Here is a 22,575-nt window from a genome sequence, read left to right as displayed (position 1 = left end):
TTTAATGTCCAGCAGTAATTTTAATTCCGATAATTGAAACAATTAATAAAATGACAAAAATCCATGTCATCATATTCATTTGATCATGAAATAAGAATGAACCAACTAGTACTGATCCAACAGCTCCAATTCCTGTCCAAACTGGATACGCGATTCCAATTGGTAAATGTTTAGTTGCTATAATTAAACCTGCAAAACTAGCTATCATCCCAATAATTGTTGCAATTACCCAACCAATTTTAGTAAATCCTTGGCTCAATTTCATCGTCGTTGACCATACAACTTCGAAGATTCCTGCAATTACTAAATAAATCCAAGTCATATAAATTCCTCCAAAAGAAAAGAGCAATTGTATATCTCTTCAAAGGCCTAATGAGATATATAATTACTCTTATTTGTTTACTTCCCGGCGGAAGTGTCTATTTAACTGTAGTTATCTTAGCAAACTCATTATTAGAATTCTAGTTATTCGGTGAATCTCTGTTAGTTAACCAGTGACTCTTTTTCAAAATTACAATATTATGTCGGCAATAAAGAAGTCGACTTTGTAGCTATTCACGATGGTCTAAAAGAGTACTATCAAGTTAGTTTGACGGTTCAAGATGAAAAGACCTATCAAAGAGAAATTGCACCATTTTTGGAAATTAAAGATAATTATCCCAAAATTCTTTTGACTCAAGATCCAGGAAGTTATGATGATAATGGTGTTAAACAAATTAACGTGATTGATTGGTTGTTAAAGAGCTGATACATAAGATGTCTATATTTACATATATTTCCGTGTAAATATAGACGTTTTTTCATCTCTTGCATTTCAAAAAATCATATGCTATTATTTTACTTACAAAAAGTAAGTAAGTTTAGGAGTTGATAAAAATGAATATTGAATTAGGTATCTCATCATTTGGTGAAACTACACCATTAGAAGAAACAGGAAAAGCAATTAGTCATGACCAAAGAATCAGAGATTTATTAGAAGAAATTATTCTTGCAGAAAAATTGAATATTGATGCATTTGCAATCGGTGAACATCACCGCAAAGATTTCGCTGTTTCAGCACCGGAAATTATTTTAGCAGCAGCTGCTTCGAAAACTAAGCAAATCCATCTTTCAAGTGCTACTACAAATCTACCAACAATTAATCCAATTAGAGTTTACGAACAATACGCAACAATGGATGCAATTGCACCAGGTAGAGTTGAAATTATGGCAGGAAGAGGTTCATTCACTGAAGCTTTTGATTTATTTGGATATGATTTAAAAAATTACGATGAACTTTTTATTGAAAAACTCGAAATGCTGTTTAAAATGAACAAAGAGGAAATTCTTGATTGGCCAAAAGGAAAATTTACACTTAGAGTTGATCATAAAGGAATTTATCCGCGTACAAAAAAGCCAATTCCTATTTCTGTTGCTACTGGTGGAAGCATAGAATCGACTATTCGCACTGCAGAGTTAGGTTTGCCAATCGTTTATGCGATAATTGGCGGTGATCCTTTGCACTTTAAACCACTAATTAAGTTGTACAGAAGAGTTGCAGAAAAAGTTGGCAATGATTTAACAAAGATGCCGATTGCTGCCCATTCTTGGGGTTGGTTAGATCAAGATAAAGAAAAAGCCATTAAAGATTATTTCTATCCTACTAAATTGTTAGTTGATCAAATTAGTACGGAAAGACCGCAATGGAACGGAATGACGTATGAGCAATATCTTGAATCGGTCGGAGAAAATGGTGCAATTTTTGTTGGTGATAGCGAAACTGTTGCAAACAAGATTATCAAAGTAATGGAAGAGCTTGGTTTGACTCGATTCTATCTTCATTTACCAATTGCTTCAATGCCACATGAAGATGTTATGAACGCAATTAGAATTTACGGAGAAGAAGTACTTCCTAAAGTTAAGGCGTATTTTCGGGAAAAAGATGAAAAAGAACGTCTTAGATTGAAGCGGAAGAATAATAAGTAAAGCTACGCTGTAACAAGATCTCGTTTTGCTGAGCTACCAATAGTAGAATTATCATAATAAATAGAAATAATGGGCAAAAGCAAAGAGGATATAACTGTTGTGGATAAACTAGAGATTAGAGAATATCATGAAGTTGATTTTGATAGGTTATGTCAGATTCATGATCAAGCAAGAAAACGAGAACTAGAAGCTGCTAATTTAAGTGAGGCTTTTAAGTCCTTAAAAATTGCAGCATATGAAGAAGATCTATTTTCGTATAATATTTATGTTGGACAAAAAGATAAAAAAGTTATTGGTTTTGTAGCGTTTAGTGATGATGAACTTGCTTGGCTTTACGTAGATCCAAGTTTTCAAAAACAAGGAGTTGGGAGTAAGTTAATAGAGTTTTCATTAAATAAAATGAAACGGCCAAAAAAAGAGTTAAAGATATTTATTAGACATAATGAGCTACAAGAGTTACTAACTTTTGTAGCTTTTTTATATTGCAGATAAAACAAGATGATGATATTTTTTAATTAAAAGATAGGAAGAAGTGAATACCATGATTATTCGTAGAGTAACGATGGATGATTTAGGAGAAGTAGTAAATCTAGAATCTGCTGCATTTAAGATGACTAAAGAGCAAACCAAAAACGATATGATGGGAAGAATTGAAAATTATCCTGATACTTTTTTGGTAGCACAAGAAGATGGTAAAGTAATTGGTCATATTTTTGGTCCTGCTTTTAATAAACGCTATATTGAAGATGAATTATATTTTGAAAATCATCCTAATCAAAAAGATGATTGCTATCAAATGGTCTTGAGTTTAGCGGTCTTGCCTGAATACCGCAAACAAGGCGTAGCGACAAAATTAATTGAAGCAATGACGCAAGAGGCCAGAAAGCAAAATCGTCAAGCTATATCTTTAACTTGTTTACCGAAATTGATTAAATTTTATGAAAAACGTGGTTTTCATAATGAAGGAAAAACTAGTGATGATATTCCAGATCCAACTGGTGTTACTAGTGTAAATATGATAAGGGCTTTATAAAATGACTAAATTAACTGAAGAAATGTATGCAATTTTTGATCGTGACGAATATTCTTTTAAAAAGCTGAAAGAGGAATATTCTGAAGAGGAGCTAGCGCAAATAAAAGCAAGTTTTAAAGATGTTTGGCAAACGTGGAAAAAGTTAAATCTTAGTGTTTATCTAAAATTACCACAAGATAAATTTGCTAAAGTTCATGTCGAAAGTTGGATAAATGGTTGGAACTTGCGCGATCATTATTGGGCAGCTTATCGTTTAAATACTTTGGCTGATAAAAGCCCCTGCATTGGTGTAAAGCTCGATAAAAAACAATTGCAAGTTTATTTAATGTTTCAACATTATAAGAGTGAAAAACGCGGTGACAGTTCTGAACAATATAATAAATTATTAGCTGATATTCCAACTTGGGCAAAGAATCGCAAAATTAGTAACTGGTACTTATGGGACAAAAATGAGATGGAATTTGTAGATCATTTGTCCTTGAATGATTATTTAAAAGACGCAAAAAAGCAAATTACGTTTAATGAAGAAGCCATCAAAACAAGTTTCTTACTGGGCAAGTTTGCTTTTAGAAATCAAGATCAAGTTGAAGATATAGAAGAATTTATTTTGGATGGGATTAAGCAATTATTGCCGTTATATGAAAAAATAGAGCGTTAGATAAATTTGTCTAAAACGAGCGACTGTGCTAATAATTAGGGTGAGATTTAATTTACTATAAGTAAGCGAGTGAATTCTATGCCAATAAGAAAGCCATTAGCAGACTTAATCAGGCCTAAAGATTTATCACAGTTTGTAGGTCAAAAAGATTTAATTGAAGAGGGACGTCCTCTTTATCAAATTATTAAAAAACATGTACCAATTTCACTGCTTCTCTGGGGACCACCAGGAACAGGAAAGACTAGTTTAGCTCAAATTATTGCTCGTGAATTTGACTATCCATTGGCAACTTTTAACGCTTCAATTGATAATAAAGCTAAGCTTACACAGATCATTAATACATATCCTTATCAATCCTTTGTTTTATTAATTGATGAGATTCACCGGATGACCACTACGCTGCAAGATTTTCTGCTGCCTTATTTAGAAAATGGACGTATTCTTTTAATTGGGGCAACTACTGAAAATCCTATTATGTCGATTGTGCCAGCAGTGCGATCACGGTGTCAGATTTTTGAATTCAAAACGTTAAGTGATGAAGATATTGAACAAGTTTTAGTCCGTGCTTTAAAAGAAGTCTTTCATTTTAAAGATGAAAATATTGACCGAAAAGCAGTTAAGATTATTGCAATTTCTGCCGATGGCGATTTACGAGTTGCATTAAATCTTTTAGAAACGATTCATGCAGTTAATGAGGATCTTTCAGTTGAAGAAGTAAGGCAATTTGTAAAAGGACAACATTTTGCCTATGACCGAAAAGCAACTAAGCACTATGATTACTTAGCTGCTTATTCCGATTCTATGGCCGGTTCTGACACAGACGCAGCTTTATATTATTTAGCAGTTTTATTAAAAAATGGGGATTTACCTTCAGTAGTCAGGCGTCTGCGTGAGATTCCATATACTTACATTGGCTTAGCTAATCCTGAGCAAGCTACACAGATTGTGATTGCGGCTAATCAAGCAGAAAAAATTGGGATGCCTAAGGCAAAATATCCTTTGATGTTTGCAACAATGCTGATGTGTTTATCGCCAAAGTCAGGTGTTTTCGATGAAATTTGGCAAAAATTAGACGAAGATACTGATCATCCAAGTAATCATCCAATGCCGCGAGGACTCCGCGATATGCACTATAAACATTCTGAAGAAATAACTGGTGGTGGACTGATTGACAATCCATTTGCGCAGCCCTTTCAGATCGCAAAGCAAAATTATATGCCTAAAGGACTCGAAGGAAAGCGGTATTATTTTGCAAAAGACAACGCAAGTGAGAAAAAGTTTGAACAGCAGTATTTGAAGCTGCATCAATATATTTATGGTAAGGATTATGATAAAGAAGGTAATAACTATGAAAATTGATGTGTTTGCACATATTTTAACGCCGGAATTTTATCAAGCAATGCTTGATATTGATGCGACAATTCCGTAAAAGTATTCCTTTATTAAGATAGAAACTTTAGTTAATTTAGATGAAAGAATAGCCAAGTGGCCCTAAGCAAGTTGTTTCTTTTGCAAATATTAATCAGAAGACTTTGTTGACGGAGACGAGGTAAGTAAGATTGCCCAATATGCTAATCAAGAATTAGCTGGTATTGTTGCAAATCATCCAAAGTATTTTGAAGCTGGAGTAGGGATGCTAGCTATGAATAACATCCCTGCCTCGCTTAAGATTCTAGAGAATATTGAGAAAAGTCCTTATTTAGTGGGAGCACAAATTTTCACACGTCATTTAGGAAAAAGCATTGCTGATCTGGAATTTGAACCTATTTTATTAAAAGCAGCAAAACTAAATCTTCCGTTATGGCTTCATCCTGTATTTGATAATCGTAAGCCTGATAATAATTTAGTCTTTTCTTGGGAATATGAATTATCGCAAGCAATGTTGCAGCTAGTTCAAAGTGATATTTTCAAAAAGGCACCCGACTTAAAGATTCTTGTTCATCACGCTGGCGCAATGGTGCCGTTCTTTAGTGGTAGAATTGATCATATTTTAGATCAAGAACATGCAGAGATGTTTAAGAACTTTTATGTAGACACAGTCATTTTAGGGAATACACCTGCTTTGCAACTTGCATTAGATTATTTTGGTATTAATCATGTTTTGTTTGGAACTGATGCTCCGTTTGCAGTTATGCCAGCAGGTGCTGATAAGATAGTCACTGATGCAATTGAAAATCTTGATATTTTCGATTTATATGATAAGAAGATCTTTGAGACAAATTACCAACATATGATTAAATAACCTGTTCGTTTATGTAAGATTGAGTGGTTAAAGAGCTGCTCAGTCTTTTTATTACAAAAATTTTATAATACATTTCTTTTTTCTTTGTTCTGACTAAGTGCTACATTAAAGATGAATAGTGGAGATTGGAGGATATATTATGTATAACTTTGATCAAGAACCAGAACGCCGGCACTTAGTCGATGAATCTGGCCTAAATACATTTCTAAGTAAACTATATGGTTTAATGGCTTTAGCAGTTTTAGTATCTGCTGTAAGTTCATACCTAACAATGACTGTTTTTGCTAAACAGATGCTTAATTTAATGAATCATCATCCTTGGGCAATGTGGTTTTTATTACTTTTACCAATAGCATTGACTTTAATTATTAATTTCAATGCTACTAGAAGTCCAGGAATGAGTTTTGTTTTACTAATGCTCACAGCAATTGTCTATGGCGTAACTTTTGCCTTTATTGCAGGTGCTTATACTGGCGAAGATATTGCTTCAGCCTTTATAGCTTCAGCAAGTGTCTTTATTGTAATGGCTATTCTAGGAACAGTAACAAAACGTGACTTAAGTAGAATTGGATCCTATGCATCAGCAGCCTTAATTGGCTTAATAGTAGCCATGCTCATCAACCTTTTCTTAAAAAATCCAACAATAGATTATATTTTCTCTTTTATTGCAGTTATTATTTTTACTATTTTAACTGCCTGGGATGCTCAAAGAATGAAGAATATTTATTTACAATTTGGCGGAGAAATTTCAGCCAATGGTCTTGCTGTTTTAGGAGCACTTCAATTGTATTTAGACTTTGTTAACTTGTTCCTACAGTTCTTAGATATTTTTGGTTCTAATGATAATGATTAGTTTTTATATTTATTGACGTTCAGGTTTAATACTTGAAACAAATTTTATTAGTTTATTTATAGCCTCTTTTAAATATATACTTGGGGCTATTTTTATACATTTAATTTTTAAGAACTATACCTAAAAGTAATAGAAAAGCATTTACAATAAATATTTCACATTTATATTTTACCCTATCTATAATTAAGAAAAAGACAAGAGGGATGAATTATAAATGCAATATCATAAACTAGGTAAATCAGATTTGAGTGTTTCTCAATTTGCATTGGGATGCATGGGTTTTGGTAAAGGAAGCGGAAGTAGCGTCAATGACCGTTCATGGACGGTGGGGCAAGAAGCAGCTGCTGAAGTAATTAGTCGAGCAATTAACTTGGGCGTTAACTTTTTTGATACTGCTCCAGCTTATCAAGACGGTGCAAGTGAAAGAATTTTAGGTGCAGCAGTAAATAAGTTAACTAACAGAGACAAAGTCTTAATTGCAACCAAATTTGCTACTAGAACTCCAGAAGAAATTAAAAATAAGGTTTCTGGTAAAGAGCATGTTCTAAATTCTTTAAATCAAAGTCTTAAAAATCTAGAAACAGACTATGTAGATTTATATATCTATCATATTTGGGATTGGCTAACTCCCATGGAAGAAATTGCTGACGGATTAGCTGAAGCAGTAAAAAGTGGTAAAGTTCACTATCTTGGAATTTCTAATGCTTACGCCTGGCAAATTGCTCAAATGAATGACTATATGAAAGAACATAATTATCCGCAATTTGTTTCTATTCAAGATCATTACAATCTTATTTATCGTGAAGATGAACGTGAATTATTTACCTTTGCTCATGAAAACAACTTAGGACTAACGCCTTATAGTCCTTTAGCTAGTGGTCGACTTGCTCATCCATTTGGTACGCAAACTATTAGAAGAAAACAAGATCTTTTTTCAGAAAAAGATAAGTATGGTAAAACTGTCAATATTGATCGCCCAATTATTGATGAAGTGGAAAAAATAGCTCAAAATCACAATACTTCAATGGCAACAATTGCTCTAGCATGGCTTAAAACTAAGGTTACTACTCCGATTGTTGGGGCTACAAAGGCACACCACTTAGATGCTTTAGAAGAAGCTATCAAGATTAATTTAAGTAAAGACGAAGTCCATGCGCTCGAGGCGCCATATAAAGCGCATGACTTAGAAGGCGTGATGGCCGACAATCGTGACCGTGAACATAACTGGACGCAGTATTTGACTAATAACGCTGAAAAATAGTCCCATATATTTTATTTATTACTTTTCTAGCACTAAAATGAAGTTGTTAGAAAAAGGAGGACTATACTATGACAGAAGTTCCAACAATTACATTAAATGATGGTAATAAAATGCCTCAGTTAGGTTTAGGCGTGTTTAGAATTCCGGACCATGAAAAAGCAAGACAAACAGTAGAAATGGCTTTAGCAAATGGGTATAGAATGATTGATACTGCTGAGGCATATGACAACCAAATTGCAGTCGGTGAAGCTATTGCTGAGAGTGCTGTTAATAGAGATGACATCTTTTTAACTACTAAGATTTGGGTTTCAAATATGTCGTATGAAAAGGCCACAAATGCAATTGATCATGACTTAAAAGAATTAGGTACTGATTACATCGATTTGGTATTACTTCACCAACCCTATGGCGATACTTTTGGTGCTTGGGATGCTTTAGCAGCCGCTAAGCGCGCAGGTAAGGTTCGTTCAATTGGTTTATCAAACTTTTATCCTGACCAATACATGAACTTAGAATTAGCTCATGAAGACAAACCAGCAATTAATCAAATTGAAATTAGTCCTTGGTTCCAGCAAACTAACGATGTTAAGTTCTTCCAAGGAAGAGACGTAGCAGTCGAGGCTTGGGCACAATTTGCAAATGGTAAGCACGACATTTTCAATAATAAAGTTTTGAAAGAAATTGCTGAGAATCATCATAAAACTGTTGGACAAGTTATCTTACGTTGGTTAACTCAAAAGAGCATCGTAGTTATTCCCAAGGCTGTTCATGATGAACATCAAAAAGAGAATATTAATATCTTTGACTTTAAACTAACACAAGATGAAATGGCAAAGATTAAGGAACTAGACAAGGGCGAAAGTCAATTCTTCGACCACCGTGATCCAGCTGCTATTGATAATATTTTTGGCGAAAGTTTGAGACAACTTCGTGATTCAGAATAATTAGGTCAATCTAATACAAAAGAGGCTAGCTTAGTACTAGTCTCTTTTACTTTTCAATTATTAATTGATGACCATTCAAAAAAGTATTTTCAAAATCTTTTGGAAGTTTATATTGCTGGTTAAATATAACAATCATCGCATGAAAATTCTGATAATTACGCAGTGTAAAATGATCGACATTAGCTTCAACTAAATCTTTTGCCTTTTGATAAGAAACTGGAAGTTGGTAATCTAAACAATTAAATAATCGTCTAGCATATTTATCAACGACGAACTCGCCTTTCTGAATACCATACATTAAGATTACATCTGCTGTTTCTGGACCAATTCCTTTAATGCTAAGCAGTTCAGAACGTAACTGGTCTTTAGATAATTGGCGACATTTATCTAGGTCAAAATCATATTTCTGAAAGTAGGTTGCCAATCTTTTCAGAGTGGCAGCTTTTCTAGTATAGAAGCCAGCAGAAGCAATGGCCTTTTCTAATTTATCATCGGGCATCTTTAAGATGTTCTCTGGCCAGAAATTAGTAGCTTGGTACAGAGTTGCTAAGGCCTTATCAACATTTTTCCAATTAGTATTTTGAATCAAAATTGTTGACCAAATTACTTGCCAGTCGCTTCGCCCAGGCCACCAGCCATTAGGATCTAGGTGGTCGTACATTAAGTCATAGAGTTCATTCAAATCGATCTTTTTCATTATTATTCCTCCACTAACTAATTAATTATCATAATCTTAAGCATTCAATTTAACAAAAATATGATATTTTAGGTACTAATAGATAAAATAAAAAGATAAAGATAAGAAACTAGGTTTTGATAATGGAAGAAAATACTAAAAAAAAGCTCGCCTGTTTACCATATCGTCCAGACACTGAGGAGTTAAGCAGAATTTCAACGAAAGCTCATCGTTTAAGTAGGGACTATAATCAAACCGCCGATGAAGATAAAGAAGTTAGAAAAGCAATTATTGATGAATTATTTCCAAATCATGAAACAGGAGTGTATTTACAAGGACCAATTGAGGTTGACTATGGAAAATTTACTAAACTAGGTAAGAATTTTTATGCCAATTTTAACCTAACTATTTTAGATACTTGTCCTGTAACGATTGGTGATAATGTAATGTGTGGTCCAAATACTTCATTAGTAACTCCACTTCATCCCTTATTGCCTGAGCAACGTAATGCACGTCTTCAAAAAGATGGGAAAATTGCTGATATCGAATATGGTGCTCCAATTACAATTGGCGATAACTGTTGGCTAGCAAGTAACGTGACTGTCTGTCCGGGCGTAACTATTGGTAAGAACTGTGTTATCGGAGCAGGGAGCGTAGTAACTAAAAATATTCCTGATAATTCACTTGTTTTAGGAGTTCCAGGTCGGGTAGTAAGAAAAATTACTGAAAAAGATCGCTTAGATAATTATCCTTACTAAAAATTTGCTATAGAATCGTCTTGCGAACACTTGTTTGAATGAAGTATAATAACTATGAAAAAAGACTGTTAAAGCATTAACTTTAGCAGTCTTTTGTTCTTACTATTTATTTATTTTAGATTTACTATTGAGTAATCCATGGGATTTTTTATACCAATACCATAATCCAAAAGGAACGATATTTTCTTCATGATTGATTAATCGTTTAATATTAGAACGGTGTCTTACAAACAATAAGACCATCATGATTCCAGTAATAATAGTCAGAAAGACATCATGAAACCAGAAAGAACAAATAAAAATTATCACTATTGAAACTAAACTAGATAAACTTACGTATGAAGTAATAAAGAGCATTGGTAAAAATACTACTGCACATAGTCCAAAGAATTTTAGATTGTAGCCTAGGAATACACCTGCACTAGTTGCTACCGCTTTTCCTCCCTTGAATTTTAGAAAGATTGAGAAAGTATGACCTAAAATAGCGCAGGCACCGGCAATTAATAATAAATACTTTGGTCCCTTTAAATGGAAAATTAAAGGCAAATCGGTAGCAAGTGTTCCTTTTAATACATCAATAATTAAAACCGCACTTCCAGCTATCGGTCCCATTACTCTGAATGAATTAGTTGTTCCAATGTTTCCTGATCCAAAATTTCTTATATCTTCATGAAAAAATATTTTTCCGACTAACACACCTGTAGGAAAGGACCCAATTAAGTATGCTAAAATAAAAACTAGTAAATAATTCAACGTAGACATTTAATTTTCAACCCCATTTAAAATCTAAAGCTATTTTAACAGAGATTATAATAGCTGTGGGATTGATTTTGATTGTCTGTTAAAAATGGAGGCATTTATTTGGCTAAAACAAATAAAACGACCAGTTCATATGATGATTCTTCGATCCAGATTCTTCATGGACTAGAGGCAGTAAGAAAACGTCCAGGAATGTATATCGGTTCAACTGATCGACATGGTCTAAATCAACTAGTTTACGAAATCGTTGATAACTCAGTTGATGAAGCAATGGCTGGTTATGGTAAAGAAATTAACGTAACTATTCATAAAGATAATTCGGTTACAGTTCAGGACTTTGGACGTGGAATGCCAACCGGAATGCATGCATCAGGAATTCCAACAATTGAGGTTATTCTGACTGTTTTGCACGCAGGTGGTAAGTTTACTGAGAAAAATTATCAAACCTCTGGAGGCTTGCACGGTGTCGGCTCTTCTGTCGTAAACGCATTATCTTCTTATCTAAAGGTTAGAGTCGTTAGAGACGGACAGGCTTATGAAGAAGAATTTGAAAATGGTGGACATCCGATTGGCACTCTTAAGCATTTGGGTAAAACTAAAGATAAGAATGGTACCACGATTACTTTTAAACCAGATACGACTATCTTTTCAACTACTACCTATAATTATGAAACTATTCAAGAACGAATTCGTGAATCAGCATTTCTTTTAAAGGGTGTTAAATTTACTTTAACCGATGAACGCGAACCCGAACATCATGATGAATTTCTCTATGAAGATGGAATTAAGTCATTTGTATCTTACTTAAATGAAGATAAAGATACGATGGGAGATGTATTCTACTTTTCTGGTCAGCAAAATGGCATTGAGGTAGAATTCGCTGGTCAGTATAACGATGGGTACTCAGAAAACTTTGTTTCATTTGTAAACAATGTTCGTACTGCTGATGGTGGTAGTCATGAGGCTGGTGCAAGAAGTGGATTTACTAAAGCTTTTAATGATTATGCTAAAAAGCAGGGCTTGTTAAAAAATAAAGATAAGGGTCTAGAAGGTAGTGATTACCGTGAAGGCCTAAGTGCAGTCTTATCTGTTAAGATCCCTGAAGAATTATTAGAGTTTGAAGGACAGACCAAGGGTAAATTAGGTACTCCACAAGCAAGAAGTGTTGTTGATAGCATTGTTTACGAGCAACTTTCTTATTACTTAATGGAAAATGGAGAATTTGCCCAAAGTTTAGTTCAAAAAGCTCAAAAAGCTAGGGATGCGCGTGAAGCTGCTAAAAAGGCCAGAGATGAAAGTCGAAGCGGCAAAAAGAGACGAAAGAAAGAAATTCTTTCTGGAAAATTAACCCCTGCTCAATCACGTAATCCTAAGAAAAATGAATTATTCCTAGTCGAGGGTGACTCAGCTGGAGGATCTGCAAAACAAGGCCGAGATCGAAAATTTCAAGCAATCTTACCATTGCGTGGTAAAGTATTGAATACACAAAAAGCTAAATTGCAAGATATCTTTAAGAACGAAGAAATTAACACTATGATTCATACTATTGGAGCTGGCGTTGGTTCTGATTTTCAAATTAAAGATGCTAATTACGATAAAATCATCATCATGACAGATGCGGATACTGATGGTGCTCATATTCAAATTTTGTTGTTAACCTTCTTTTACAGATATATGCGTCCAATGGTTGAAGCAGGGCGCGTTTATATCGCACTTCCACCACTTTACAAGCTTCAAAAGGGAAACGGTGCAAAAGCTAAGATCAAATATGCCTGGACTGATGAAGAACTAAATGAAGACTCTAAAGATATGGGTAAAGGATTTGCTTTACAGCGGTTTAAAGGTTTAGGTGAAATGAACGCTGATCAGTTATGGGAAACTACCATGAATCCTGAAACTCGTACTTTAATTAGAGTTAAGATTGATGATGCACAACTTGCTGAAAAGCGTGTGACAACCTTGATGGGAGATAAGGTTGCTCCGAGAAGAAAATGGATCGACGAAAATGTTAAATTCCGCATGGGCGAAGATGGTTCAATTCTAGAAACAAGTAGAGATTAAGAGGTTAGATTTTTAAATGGTAAAAACTACTGAAAGAATTAGGGAATTACCTCTTGAAGAAGTTATGGGAGAAAGATTTGGACGATATTCAAAATATATTATCCAAGAACGTGCTCTCCCTGACATTCGAGATGGTTTGAAACCTGTTCAACGTCGTATTCTTTATGCAATGTATAAAGATAATAATACATATGACAAACCTTATAAAAAAGCTGCTAAGGCTGTCGGAAATGTAATGGGTAACTTTCACCCTCACGGAGATAGTTCCATTTATGGTGCGCTAGTTCACTTATCTCAAGACTGGAAGATGCGTGAACCCTTGATCGAGATGCACGGTAATAATGGATCGATGGATGGGGATGGTCCAGCAGCAATGCGTTATACGGAATCTCGTTTAAGTAAAATTTCTAATTTGCTTTTACAGGATATTGATAAAGAAACAGTTCAAATGATTTTGAACTTTGATGACACAGAATATGAACCAACTGTCCTACCTGCGCATTTTCCTAATTTATTAGTTAATGGTTCAACTGGGATTTCAGCTGGATATGCGACAGAAATTCCGCCACATAACCTAGCTGAAGTTATTGACGCAGCTGTTTATCTCTTGAAACATCCCGATGCCACCACAGATGATTTAATGGAATTTGTCAAAGGACCAGATTTTCCAACTGGTGGGATTGTACTTGGAACAAAAGGCATTAAGGAAGCTTATGAAACTGGTCGTGGAAGAATACAAGTTCGCTCTAAGACCACTATTCAAGATATTAAGGGACACCGTCAACAAATCGTAGTTACTGAAGTTCCTTTTGGCGTCAACAAGGCGATGATGGTCAAGAAAATTGATGAAATCCGTTTAAATAAGGAAATTGATGGAATTTCCGAAGTAAGAGACGAGACTGACCGTCATGGACTTTCAATCGTTATTGAATTAAAAAAGGGCGCAGACAGTCAAAATATTTTGAACTATCTTTTTAAGAACACTGATTTGCAAGTTTCATATAACTTCAATATGGTTGCAATTGACCGTATGACTCCCGTCCAAGTTGGCTTGAAACGAATTTTATCTTCATATTTGACCCATAAAAAAGAGGTTGTTACTAAAAGAACTGAATTTGATTTAAAAAAGGCAAAGCAGCGACTAGAAATCGTTGAAGGTTTGATTCATGCGCTGGATATTTTAGATCAAGTTATTAAGACAATTAGATCTTCTAAAGATAAAAAGGATGCTAAAAATAATTTAATTGCTAAATATGAATTTACTCCTAATCAAGCAGAAGCTATTGTTTCTTTGCAACTGTACCGTTTAACTAATACTGATGTTAACCAACTTAAGAAAGAACAAACAGAACTAAATAAAAAGATTGACAAATTCAATGAAATTTTAAGCGACAATAAAGTTCTAGAAAAAGTTGTAGTTAAAGAATTAAACGCGGTCAAAAAAGAATTTGGTTCTCCAAGAAGAACTGAAATCACAGCTAAAGCAGCTAAAATTGAAATTAACGAAAAAGCTTTAGTTGCCGATGAAGACGTTCGTGTATTAGTAAGTAAAGATGGCTACTTAAAACGCTCATCCATTCGTTCCTTCCAGTCGACTGACACAAGCGATAATGGATTACCTGATGGCGATAAGGTTATTTTTGAAAAGACAATGTCAACCTTAGATAACCTTTATATTTTCACCAATAAAGGAAACCTTATTTATCGACCAGTCCATGAATTAATAGAAACAAAGTGGAAAGAAACTGGTCAACACCTTTCTCAAGAAATCGGACTTGATAATGACGAAGAAATCATTCGAGTATTTGAAATTAATGACTTAAAAGCAAGTTTGAACTTTTTAATTGCCACAAACGATGGCTATATTAAACAAGTTACCTTAGCTGATTTGCAGCCAACTAGAACTTATAAATCTCGTGCGATCACTGCAATTAAGCTTAAGAGTAAAGACAGTAAAGTCGTAAGAATTGATCAAGTTAAACCAGATAGTAAGCAAGAAATTACCTTAATAACTAATCAAGCATATGCAGTTAGATTTGATATTAGTGAAATTCCTACTTCGGGTTCTAAAGCAGTAGGGGTTAAATCCGTTAACCTTAAAGACAATGATTATATCGTAAATTATGTTCTTGCCGATCCTAAATATGTTGACTTGATTCATATTGGGATTATTACTCAACGTGGGGCATTTAAGCAGCTAAAACTTAACTTAATAAACAAGGTAACTCGTGCTAAACGAGGTGTATTAGTACTACGTGAACTTAAAACTAAACCTCATCGAATCATGGCAATTAGTAGCTACGGCGAGAATCATATCTTGCATTTAACTACTTCTAGTGATCGTCATATCGAATTAAATACATCTGAATTTCCATTAGGTGATCGATATTCAAATGGTTCATTTGTTTTAGATCCAATGACAGATGGAACACCAATTTCATTAACGCTAGGTCAACCATTAGCAGACGGAAGAGATAGAACAGAAGACTTATTTTAAATGAAAGCTAAGAATAGCATTCTAAAGCTACTCTTAGCTTTTTTATTAAGATAAATAATTATAGAAAAATAGCTTATATTTTATGTAAATATTTTCATTATCTAGATACAGGTGTTATGATAAAAAGTGTAGGATGAATAATAGGCTTTATAAAAGGCTATCAGAAAATAATTGTATGTATTTTAAATTTATATCAATTAGATGTTATTCCAGATTTATATAAGAGGCATTCAATCATGAAAACAAATACTGATGCAGTTCTATCTGCGAAATCTTTACGTTACTTTCTTCAATTAATTGATAACATGAGTTACACTCAAGCAGCTCAAATCTTAGGAATAACCCAACCTGCATTAACTCAACAAATTAAGAAATTGGAACGTGCAGTTGGATCTCCCTTATTTGGTCAAATGGGGAAAAAGCTCTATTTAACTGATGCTGGTCTAAAAATGGAGGAAACAGCCAAGGCACTATTTTCAACAGTTAATAATGCCGTTGATAGTATCCAGCAATATACAAAATCAGATACTGGGACTATTTCATTAGGTGTATTGTCCACTATTGAAGCTAGGGTTATCGATCAATTTCTAATTGAATTTAACCAGAAATATCCAGAGATAACCTTACATGTCGGCTTTTACAATAGAACAGAGCTTTGGGACAAATTAGATAATAATCAATTAGACTTAGCAGTTCTTTATATGCCAGATCACAATGCTACTGTAAAAAACATGAAGCAATATATGGCTAAACAAATTTATCCAGAATCAGTAGTATTTTTAACTCATAATCCAGAAACGAAATTTTATAAGTTAGCACAACATAAGTGGGTAACTTACCCTAAGGATTACTACTTGCCTCAAATTGTGCGTCGATTTTATGCTACTGAATTTCCAAATAATGAGTTGCTAACTCCAGTTACTTTTACTGCTCCTTATCAACTAATAAAATTTGCGGAACAAACTGATTACGACACTTATGTTTCAAAGAGCTTCTATAAGGCTCACAAGGCTCAAATCACGCTCTCTCCATTAGAGCCAAAGCATGAAACAAACTTTGAAAGTTGCTTTATTTATCGTAAAAACAAGAGTGAGATACCTCGATTAGTTAATTTCTTAAAAGAATGGGATAAATTTATTAATGAAAAAGATTATGATAGTCGATTAGAAGAGGTTAAAGTTAATATCTAGTTTTAGAAGCATTGTTTTTATAACTAAAAGCAATGCTTTTTAGTGCGGGATTGATTTGCTTAAGTTCAAATTTTAATCTAAAATATTAAATAGATATAATTTTAAAGGAGCTCTATATAATGGCAAAAGAATTGATTTTTGGTCACCAAAATCCTGATACAGATGCAATCGGAACTGCAATTGCATACTCATACTTACAAAATAAATTAGGTTACGATACTGAAGCAGTCGCTTTGGGCGAAGCTAACGATGAAACTAAGTATGCCTTGAATAAATTCGGTTTTACTGCACCTCGTGTAATTAAAACTGCTTCAAACGAAGTTGATGCAGTTATGCTTGTTGACCACAATGAACCTCAACAAAGTGTTTCTGACATTGATAAAGTTAAAGTGACTCACGTAGTAGATCACCACCGTATCATGAACTTTAATACCGCTGATCCTTTATACTATCGTGCAGCTCCAGTTGGTTGTACAAGTACAATTATGTGGCAGATGTACAACGAAAAAGAAATTGAAATTCCACAAGATATTGCTGGAATTATGCTCTCAGCTATTATTTCAGATACTTTATTATTAAAATCACCAACTACTACAGATCAAGACAAAGAAGCTGTAGAAGCTTTAGCCAACATTGCTGGTGTTAACTACAAAGAATATGGTCTTAAAATGCTAAAAGCTGGTACCAATATTGCTGATAAGTCAGAAGAAGACTTAATCGATTTAGACGCTAAGAGCTTTGAATTAAATGGCAGCAACGTTCGTGTAGCACAAATTAATGTTGTTGACTTGCCAGAGGCTTTAGAGCGTAAAGAAGCTTTCTTAAAGGCTATGGATGAAGCTTCAAAGAGTGAAGGCTACGATATGTTCATGCTTTTGATTACCAATATTCTTGATTCAGATTCAGAAGCTTTAGTAGTAGGTAGTGATGAATCAAAAGCTAAGTTTGAAAAGGCATTTAATACTAAATTGTCAGATTCAGAAGTTAAGTTACCAGGTGTTGTTTCAAGAAAGAAGCAAGTTGTTCCTCCATTAACTAATGCTTTTGAAGCTTAAGTTATTATTTAGTTCAATTTTAGAAAAGACAGGTATGATCTTTCATACTTGTTTTTTTATTTAATTAGGAAAAATGAAATCATTACAAGTATTAAAAGATGTATTTGGCTACACAACATTTCGCCCAGGACAAGAAAAAGTTATTGATTTAGTTCTTAAAGGAGAAAATGTTCTAGCAGTAATGCCAACTGGTGCAGGAAAATCAATGTGCTATCAAATTCCCGCCTTAGTTAATTCCGGTTTGACTTTAGTAATTTCTCCCTTAATTTCGCTAATGAAAGACCAAATTGATTCCTTAAAGCAAAATGGTATTAATGCGGCAGCCCTAAATTCGGCGACTCCTCAAGAAGAAGTAAATCCAATTTTAAGACAAGCATATGAAGGCAAAATAAAGCTTCTGTATGTGACTCCTGAGCGATTAGCAATGGATTATTTTCGCTATCAGCTAAACTTCTTAGATATTTCATTAGTAGCAGTCGATGAAGCACATTGTATTTCACAGTGGGGACATGATTTTCGACCAGCGTATCGCCAAATAATGGATGGCGTCAAATCAATTAAGAGTAATCCGAATATTTTGGCCTTAACTGCAACTGCCACACCCTCAGTTCAAAAAGACATAGCAGAACAATTGCAGATACCTAATAAAAATTATGTTATTACTTCATTTGCAAGGCCAAATCTAAGTTTCAAGGTAGTGGATAATCCTAAAAATACTAACTTGTATCTTTTAGACTATATTAAAAAGCACCCTAATGAATCTGGAATTATATATGCCAGTACAAGAAAACATGTTGAAGAATTAACTGACTATTTAGCTCAAAATGGCATTCTAACAGCTAGTTACCATGCTGGTCTTTCTAATGAAGAGAGATCAGATGTACAAGATGCTTTTCAATTCGATAAAGTACAAGTGATAGTTGCTACTAATGCTTTTGGAATGGGGATTGACAAAAGAAATGTGCGCTTTGTAATTCATGCTAACAGTACGCCAAACTTAGAATCGTATTATCAAGAAGCTGGCAGAGCAGGTAGAGACGGTGAGCGTTGCGAGGGTATCATGATCTATCATCCTAAAGATATCCGGCTCTATCGTTGGTTTATTGAACAATCTGATTTAGCTGATGAATATCAAAAAATACAGTATCAAAAACAAGCTATGATTACTAAATATGTTAATACCACAGAGTGTTCACAACAGTTTATCGTCAGCTATTTTGGACAAAGGTGTGAGCCCTGTGGTAAGTGCTCTAACTGTTTAGGAACCTTTATTGAAAAAGACATTACGTCAGAAAGTAAAAGCATTATTTCAACTATTTATGAATTAGATGGTCGTTTTGGCAAGACTGTAGTTGCTGATGTAGTTTCAGGAGCAAATAATCAACGCATGAGAGAAATTGATGCAGCTCATTTAAGGCATTATGGCAGTTTAAAGATTGGAAAGAGTAGGGTCATAAACTTAATAAACTATCTAATTAGCCATAATTATTTACAACTGACTGATAGTCAATATCCAGTAGTTCATGTGACTAACTTAGGATGGGACGTTTTAGATAATAAAAAGCGTGTAACTCAAAAGATTTCTAAAAAAATAGAAAAATTAAGTCAAACCTATAATCAAATTCCGAAAGAAGAGAATGACTTATTTGTTCGCTTAAAAGAAGTTCGTTTAGATTTAGCTAAAAAACAGGGGATACCAGCTTTTTATATCTTTTCAGATAAGTCTTTAAGAGAAATGGCACTGCAAAAACCTAAGACACAAGCAGAATTTTTAAATATTTCAGGAGTAGGTCAAGCTAAGCTTAAATCCTATGGTCAAATTATGCTAGCTGCAATCAAAAATTACTTGAAAGAAGACGCAGACTAATGAAGTGTAGTTAAATAAAGTGTAAAATGAATTAGAATAGTATAAAATTCAGGAGGATTAATATGCAATATCCACAATTAGACCTAGAAAATGCAAAAGGTCCAAAAGCCTTAATTCAAACAAATCATGGAGATATTAAAATTCAATTATTTGAAAAAGAAGCTCCAATGACTGTTGAAAATTTTGTCCGTTTAGCTAAAAAAGGCTATTATGATGGCACTACTTTTCATAGAGTAATTAGTGATTTCATGATCCAGGGCGGTGATCCAAAGGGTGACGGTACTGGTGGTGAAAGTATCTGGGGACATCCTTTTGAAGATGAATTTTCAAACAAATTATTCAATGTACGTGGTGCGCTTTCCATGGCTAATTCTGGGCCTAATACAAATGGCAGCCAATTCTTTATTGTTCAAAATAAAAACGTACCTAAACGCATGATTAAAGAAATGGATGCTGCAGGTTATCCTAAAGAATTAGTTAAGGCATACAAGCAAGGTGGAACACCATGGCTTGATGGTCGCCATACTGTTTTTGGTCAAGTGATCAAAGGTATGGATGTTGTTGATGAAATTGCAAAGGTTCCACGTGATAAGACAAATGATAAGCCAAAAGAAGATGTGATTATTAAGAGTATTCATATTGAAGATTAAACAAATTAAACATGGTCTAAATCGATCATGTTTTTAATTTGTTTTCACTATAACTTGGAGGTTAATCATGGGAATATTTTCAGATGAAAAATATCGTCCATCTGAATCGCGTATTTTAGCTACAGCATTGACTTTTTCTGCGGGATTTATTGATGCCTATACTTATATTCAACGGGGACATACTTTATCTGCTGGGCAGACAGGAAACGTCATCTTCTTTGCGTCAGCATTTGCTGACCATAATATTGCAGGTATGTTAAACAGGGCAACAACGTTTATTGCTTTTACCTTAGGATTACTACTTGTTGGACTTTTTCATAAGTATGTAAAAAGTAATTATTGGCGTGTATTTTGTTTATTTCCAATTCTATTTATTTGCTTGGGCGTTGGTTTCGTTCCTAAAAACGTACCAAATTATTATGTAGTTCCGGTAATTGCGTTTGGTTTAGCGGTTCAGAATGCATCATTTAGTAAAATTGAAGGTATGGGATATAATAATGCATTTACAACTGGCAACTTAAAAAAATCTGTAGTTGCTTGGAGCGCATATTTCTTTGGTGAAGATAAGTCACAGCATAACGCAGCTGTTAACTATATGTTCTTGGTTATTGCATTTGCACTTGGTGCAATTGTATCAGCATTGCTCCAAAAGATCTTTGTTTTAAAAACTATTTGGTTTGCTGTTTTACTTTTAGGAGCAATCAATATCGTTTATACGATCTCTTTAAATAAAAGAAAGAAACTATCTTTTTCTAAAAATGAATAATTAATAGAGAAACTTTGAGAATGATAAAACTCAAAGTTTTTTTACTTATAAAAGAGAGTAGCTTAGTTCATCTTGACTATACTTCGTGTAATATATATTATGTAAAGTAATATTTAAAAATATATCATATTTGTAATTAATCACAATCAACAGTCAATCAACTAATTATCTACTATTTATCAAAAGTTACTTTTTAAAAATCATTTTTAAATTTACTAGCATTTCAATTAGAACACATTAATCTTTTTACAGTCAGAAATCTTCCTTAGCCTCTATTTCATTTATTAATCAGCTGAAAATACTAAGCTAAAGATTTTTATCAATTAATCAGATTAGATTATTTCTTTAGTGCTGAGATGACGATTCTACGTCTTTTAAAATGGTTCTTGATTAATAGTTGTTAAGTTGTTAGCTATAAGAACTCATAAATTACTGGATGCGAAACTTTTTTGTTCATGATACATTTCTTTCATCTAAATCCAGTAAGCTTTTAATTAGATCATGTTAGTTCGGATATGCTAGATACTAAGTTGAATATTTCTTAAAATTATTATGAAACATTCAAAATAAAAGGTAAAAAGAGATAAAGCATAATCATAGTAAACCTGGTCATAATAATTTTTATCTATCAATTGTTATTGCGGGTATTTTAATTTATTTTCTTATTAAAATTAAAGTCTAGAATTATCAATATATACGTAATGGTCTTTCATTAAAACAATAATTTTAATGAAAGGTATAAGAGACTCTCCCGAAACATCAATGTTTTGCTGATAATCAATGCTTACAAATTACATTTAATTATTATAAAATTCTATTTTTACCTTTAAAATTACACTTGATTAGTGTCTTATCGGTGTCTTCAAAATACTAAGAACAAAACCTCCTCATACATACCAAAAAGCTGTAAGTTTCAGCAAAAAATTCCTGTGAATTAGTTTAATGTTTAATTAGAAATTATATCCCGTTCTCCTCTAATTAAATCCAAACATTTATACAGCCTTAACGCCTCAGTTAATAAATATATAGTTAATAAATACTATTTCAATCAAATTCTAAATTATATAATCAACTCCTTAATTATCTTGAAATTTGCCAAATTAATTTAAATTAACTTTTCAGTTCATCAATTATTAAATTACCTTAGAATTTTCGCATTCCAGTTTTAGTTATGTTCCTCCTAGCAATCTGTAAACTAACTTCTACATTTTCAGGTTATTATTTATCTAATTTCTTCTTACTTATGGATACTCTCCCCCCTCTCCTACTTAGAAAAGATTAGGGGACAAGACTAAATTGCTTAAATAAGATATAATATATACAAACCTATGTTCGAGGAG

19 protein-coding genes and 2 pseudogenes are annotated in these 22,575 nt (G+C 33.5%); 18 read left to right on the top strand and 3 right to left on the bottom strand.

From position 1 onward, the window contains the following. Nucleotide 1: 1 nt before the first annotated feature. Entirely contained in the window at nt 2-322 is a 321-nt protein-coding gene (locus LpgJCM5343_RS04865; RefSeq protein WP_101890722.1) for a DMT family transporter, read from the bottom strand. Nucleotides 323-514: 192 nt separating this feature from the next. On the opposite strand from LpgJCM5343_RS04865, the pseudogene LpgJCM5343_RS04860 reads away from it, so the two are divergent. From LpgJCM5343_RS04860 to LpgJCM5343_RS04815, 10 genes and pseudogenes are all read left to right on the top strand, one after another. After that, nucleotides 515-748 (top strand): annotated as a pseudogene (locus tag LpgJCM5343_RS04860) (ATPase); the annotation flags it as partial. Nucleotides 749-876: 128 nt separating this feature from the next. Next, a complete protein-coding gene (locus tag LpgJCM5343_RS04855) occupies nt 877-1,965 on the top strand; it encodes an LLM class flavin-dependent oxidoreductase (RefSeq protein WP_101890721.1) in 1,089 nt (362 codons plus the stop codon). Between the two features lie 99 nt (nt 1,966-2,064). After that, complete coding sequence (locus tag LpgJCM5343_RS04850) at nt 2,065-2,457, top strand: GNAT family N-acetyltransferase (RefSeq protein WP_250881798.1); 393 nt, start codon at nt 2,065-2,067, stop codon at nt 2,455-2,457. Nucleotides 2,458-2,506: 49 nt separating this feature from the next. After that, nucleotides 2,507-2,998, top strand: a complete 492-nt coding sequence (locus LpgJCM5343_RS04845; protein ID WP_101890720.1) for a GNAT family N-acetyltransferase — start codon at nt 2,507-2,509, stop codon at nt 2,996-2,998. Between the two features lies 1 nt (nt 2,999). After that, nucleotides 3,000-3,656, top strand: a complete 657-nt coding sequence (locus tag LpgJCM5343_RS04840; RefSeq protein WP_101890719.1) for an HI_0552 family protein — start codon at nt 3,000-3,002, stop codon at nt 3,654-3,656. A gap of 78 nt (nt 3,657-3,734) precedes the next feature. Next, entirely contained in the window at nt 3,735-5,015 is a 1,281-nt protein-coding gene (locus tag LpgJCM5343_RS04835; RefSeq protein WP_101890718.1) for a replication-associated recombination protein A, read from the top strand. After that, a pseudogene (locus tag LpgJCM5343_RS04830) lies at nt 5,005-5,898 on the top strand (amidohydrolase family protein). The gene LpgJCM5343_RS04835 and the pseudogene LpgJCM5343_RS04830 overlap by 11 nt, the downstream one beginning before the upstream one ends. 139 nt (nt 5,899-6,037) lie before the next feature. Beyond that, on the top strand, nt 6,038-6,751 hold the full coding sequence (locus tag LpgJCM5343_RS04825; protein ID WP_101890717.1) for a Bax inhibitor-1/YccA family protein: 714 nt from the start codon (nt 6,038-6,040) through the stop codon (nt 6,749-6,751). 214 nt (nt 6,752-6,965) lie between these two features. After that, the gene (locus tag LpgJCM5343_RS04820; protein ID WP_101890716.1) at nt 6,966-8,012 is read left to right on the top strand and encodes an aldo/keto reductase; all 1,047 of its coding nucleotides are present in this window, start codon (nt 6,966-6,968) and stop codon (nt 8,010-8,012) included. Between the two features lie 68 nt (nt 8,013-8,080). After that, nucleotides 8,081-8,956, top strand: coding sequence for an aldo/keto reductase (locus tag LpgJCM5343_RS04815; protein WP_101890715.1), 876 nt, complete (start codon nt 8,081-8,083; stop codon nt 8,954-8,956). Between the two features lie 46 nt (nt 8,957-9,002). Here LpgJCM5343_RS04815 and LpgJCM5343_RS04810 read toward each other — a convergent pair whose 3' ends face one another. Next, the gene (locus tag LpgJCM5343_RS04810) at nt 9,003-9,653 is read right to left on the bottom strand and encodes an endonuclease III domain-containing protein (protein ID WP_101890714.1); all 651 of its coding nucleotides are present in this window, start codon (nt 9,651-9,653) and stop codon (nt 9,003-9,005) included. Nucleotides 9,654-9,775: 122 nt separating this feature from the next. Here LpgJCM5343_RS04810 and LpgJCM5343_RS04805 point away from each other — a divergent pair, with 122 nt between their 5' ends. Continuing rightward, complete coding sequence (locus LpgJCM5343_RS04805) at nt 9,776-10,390, top strand: sugar O-acetyltransferase (protein WP_101890713.1); 615 nt, start codon at nt 9,776-9,778, stop codon at nt 10,388-10,390. A 102-nt stretch (nt 10,391-10,492) separates the two neighbouring features. Here the strand turns inward: LpgJCM5343_RS04805 and plsY are convergent, their stop codons facing one another. Next, a complete protein-coding gene (gene plsY / locus LpgJCM5343_RS04800) occupies nt 10,493-11,152 on the bottom strand; it encodes a glycerol-3-phosphate 1-O-acyltransferase PlsY (RefSeq protein ID WP_039156556.1) in 660 nt (219 codons plus the stop codon). A gap of 99 nt (nt 11,153-11,251) precedes the next feature. Here plsY and parE point away from each other — a divergent pair, with 99 nt between their 5' ends. From parE to LpgJCM5343_RS04765, 7 genes are all read left to right on the top strand, one after another. Continuing rightward, nucleotides 11,252-13,210: a DNA topoisomerase IV subunit B gene (gene parE / locus LpgJCM5343_RS04795; protein WP_101890712.1), complete on the top strand. Its 1,959-nt coding sequence runs from the start codon at nt 11,252-11,254 to the stop codon at nt 13,208-13,210. 16 nt (nt 13,211-13,226) lie between these two features. Beyond that, the gene (gene parC / locus LpgJCM5343_RS04790) at nt 13,227-15,707 is read left to right on the top strand and encodes a DNA topoisomerase IV subunit A (protein ID WP_101890711.1); all 2,481 of its coding nucleotides are present in this window, start codon (nt 13,227-13,229) and stop codon (nt 15,705-15,707) included. A 236-nt stretch (nt 15,708-15,943) separates the two neighbouring features. Then, entirely contained in the window at nt 15,944-16,897 is a 954-nt protein-coding gene (locus LpgJCM5343_RS04785; protein WP_049160567.1) for a LysR family transcriptional regulator, read from the top strand. Between the two features lie 119 nt (nt 16,898-17,016). Then, complete coding sequence (locus LpgJCM5343_RS04780; protein ID WP_003647301.1) at nt 17,017-17,952, top strand: manganese-dependent inorganic pyrophosphatase; 936 nt, start codon at nt 17,017-17,019, stop codon at nt 17,950-17,952. Between the two features lie 73 nt (nt 17,953-18,025). Beyond that, complete coding sequence (recQ, locus tag LpgJCM5343_RS04775; RefSeq protein WP_113576156.1) at nt 18,026-19,819, top strand: DNA helicase RecQ; 1,794 nt, start codon at nt 18,026-18,028, stop codon at nt 19,817-19,819. Between the two features lie 62 nt (nt 19,820-19,881). Continuing rightward, nucleotides 19,882-20,469 (top strand): peptidylprolyl isomerase, encoded by a 588-nt coding sequence (locus LpgJCM5343_RS04770; protein ID WP_077958943.1) that lies wholly within the window; start codon nt 19,882-19,884, stop codon nt 20,467-20,469. Between the two features lie 67 nt (nt 20,470-20,536). Then, the gene (locus tag LpgJCM5343_RS04765) at nt 20,537-21,235 is read left to right on the top strand and encodes a YoaK family protein (RefSeq protein WP_003647298.1); all 699 of its coding nucleotides are present in this window, start codon (nt 20,537-20,539) and stop codon (nt 21,233-21,235) included. Nucleotides 21,236-22,575: the final 1,340 nt, after the last annotated feature.

It is taken from the genome of Lactobacillus paragasseri (genome assembly GCF_003584685.1).
Taxonomy (GTDB): domain Bacteria; phylum Bacillota; class Bacilli; order Lactobacillales; family Lactobacillaceae; genus Lactobacillus; species Lactobacillus paragasseri.
Note: the sequence above shows the minus strand (reverse complement) of the source record. Positions and strands in the feature narration are given on the sequence as shown.